Source organism: Blastococcus sp. KM273129 (assembly GCF_021698995.1).
Lineage (GTDB): Bacteria > Actinomycetota > Actinomycetes > Mycobacteriales > Geodermatophilaceae > Blastococcus.
In genome coordinates this window covers 1-404 of the sequence record NZ_SSXB01000203.1, presented here as the reverse complement: position 1 = coordinate 404, position 404 = coordinate 1, and the positions used below count along the sequence as shown (strand labels likewise).

At 76.2% G+C, this 404-nt stretch carries 1 protein-coding gene; it reads right to left on the bottom strand.

What is annotated here, in order from left to right; genetic code table 11:
• Positions 1 to 404: LGFP repeat-containing protein (locus E9565_RS22035; protein ID WP_374201759.1), on the bottom strand; the 404-nt coding region annotated here is incomplete at both ends.

The following is a 404-nucleotide window of genomic DNA, read 5'->3' as shown; positions in this document are numbered from 1 at the left end:
CGGGTGCCGCCGGTCACCGGTTGGGGATCGCTGGTGGGGTAGCCCAGCCGGCCGTTCTCCCAGCCCTGCCCGGCCCAGGCGTCGCGGATCGCTCCCCGCACCAGCCGGGCGCCGGTGGTGGAGGTCCAGTACACCGAGCCGCCCTGGAAGTGGGCGAACCGCCCGCCTCCGGCCAGGGTGGTGACGTCGGTGGTCGGGTAGCCCAGCACCCCGTTCTCCCAGCCGGACGCGGCCCACCGGTCGCGCACCGCGCCGGAGACGATCCGGGCGCCGGTGGCCTGCGTCCAGTAGATCGAGCCGTGCTGGAAGTGGGCGAACCGCCCGCCGCCGGCCAGCGCGGTGACGTCGGTGGTCGGGTAGCCCAGCACCCCGTTCTCCCAGCCGGACGCGGCCCACCGGTCGCG